Source organism: Bradyrhizobium sp. (genome assembly GCF_036009065.1).
In the GTDB taxonomy this organism is placed as follows: domain Bacteria; phylum Pseudomonadota; class Alphaproteobacteria; order Rhizobiales; family Xanthobacteraceae; genus Bradyrhizobium.
Genome location: NZ_DASYMN010000266.1, coordinates 1 through 1999, shown reverse-complemented (window position 1 = coordinate 1999; position 1999 = coordinate 1). Strand labels below are relative to the sequence as shown.

Annotated in this window: 1 protein-coding gene; it reads left to right on the top strand. The window is 63.1% G+C overall.

The features are described from left to right. Nucleotides 1–272: 272 nt before the first annotated feature. The coding region (locus tag VGP39_RS15995; protein WP_327569075.1) for an IS1634 family transposase at nt 273–1999 on the top strand (1727 nt) is incomplete at its 3' end.

The window sequence follows — 1999 nt, the reverse complement described above, 5'->3', positions numbered from 1 at the left end:
AAGCTCCGGCGCAGGCCGCGGTCGGCCCGTCCATCCTTGACGGCTACAGGTCACAGTCGATCGGCAAGCTGGTCGCCGCCCGGGCGAAGGCGACCGCCGGTATTAACCCGACTTCGCGGATTCGCCGGGGAAAACGCCGATTTTCGGCCGGCTACGCACTGCCAAGTAATTGATTTGGCAGGATAATGGAACGCCGAGATAGCCGAAAACGGCTGTAGTGAAGACCTAGTCGGTTTTCAAAGCCGAATTTCTGTGCATAGACTGCCACCGTCATGTTCCTGCGGCGGACGGAAAGAAAGAAGGACGGCAAGACGCACACTTATTGGAACATCGTCGAGAGCAAGCGTCTCGACGATGGCCGGGTGGTGCAGCGGCACGTCCTATATCTGGGCGAGATCAATTCCTCGCAGGCCGACGCTTGGCGCAAGGCGATCGAAGTCTTCGATGAGGATGCCGGGCGGCCGCGGACGCTGGCACTGTTTCCGGCGGGGCGCGACGAGGCGGTGGCCGGCGACGCGATGGTGGTGCAGGTTCGCTTGTCCGACCTGACACTGCACCGGCCGCGGCAATGGGGTGCCTGCTGGCTGGCCGGACAACTGTGGCGGGACTTGGCATTGGATCGCTTCTGGGCCGACCGGTTGCCGGCGAGCCGAAAAGGCACGCGGTGGGATCAGATCCTGCAAGTCCTGGTGTCCTATCGGCTGATCGCGCCGGGCAGCGAGTGGAAACTGCACCGCGACTGGTTCGGCAGGAGCGCCATGGCCGATGTGCTGGGGGCCGACTTCGGCTTGGCGCAGGCGCACAAGCTTTATGCCTGCCATGACCGGCTGCTGGAGCACAAGGAGGCTTTGTTTTCTCATCTGGTGGGGCGCTGGCGGACGCTGTTCAGCGTCGACTTCGACGTCCTGCTCTACGATTTGACCAGCACGTATTTCGAGATCAACGCCGCCGACGTGCCGGAAGGCGACAAGCGCCGCCACGGCTACAGCCGCGACAAGCGACCGGACTGCCCTCAAGTGGTGATCGCGCTGGTGGTGACCCCGGAAGGCTTGCCGTTGGCCTACGAGGTTCTGCCCGGCAACACGGCGGACAGCAAGACCCTGCGGACCTTCCTGAACCGGATCGAAGCGCAGTACGGCAAAGCCCGGCGGGTCTGGGTGATGGATCGCGGCATTCCGAGCGAGGCGGTGCTGGCCGAGATGCGCGGCAGTGATCCGCCGGTGCAGTATCTGGTGGGAACGCCCAAAGGCCGTCTCACCCGGCTGGAAAAGCACCTCGCGGACAAGCCCTGGCAGGATGCGCGCGCCGGCGTCCGGGTCAAATTGCTGGCCCGGGACAACGAACTTTACGTCTTTGCCCAGAGCGCCGATCGGGTCACCAAGGAACGCGCCATGCGTCGACGGCAATTGAAGTGGCTCTGGAAACGGCTTGGCCAGCTGGCCGCCATGGAGATCTCCCGCGAAGAGATGCTGATGAAGCTCGGTGCCGCGCGGGCCAAGGCACCGACCGCCTGGCGCCTGGTCGAGATCGAGATGGACAAGGACAGCTCCATGTTCATCTTCACCCTGAACCGCAAGACGTTGCGGACGGTTCGCCGCCGCGAAGGGCGCTATCTGCTGCGGACCAATCTCACCGGCAATGATCCGGCCATGCTCTGGCAATACTACATCCAGCTCGTTGCCGTCGAAGAAGCGTTCAAGAACCTGAAAGGAGACTTGGCCATCCGGCCGATCTTCCATCGAGACGAGCGCCGGATCGAAGCCCACATCTTCATTGCGTTCCTGGCCTATTGCTTGTACATCACCCTGCACCGTCGTCTTCATGCCTTGGCGCCGGGGCTCACCGCACGCAGCGTGCTGGAGAAGTTCGCCGCCGTCCAGATGATCGACGTCCATGTGCCGACAACCGACGGCCGCGAACTCGTGCTAACCCGCTACACCCAGCCCGAGCCAGAACTTCAACTCTTGATCCAGCAGCTCAAGCTCCGTTTGCCGCCTCA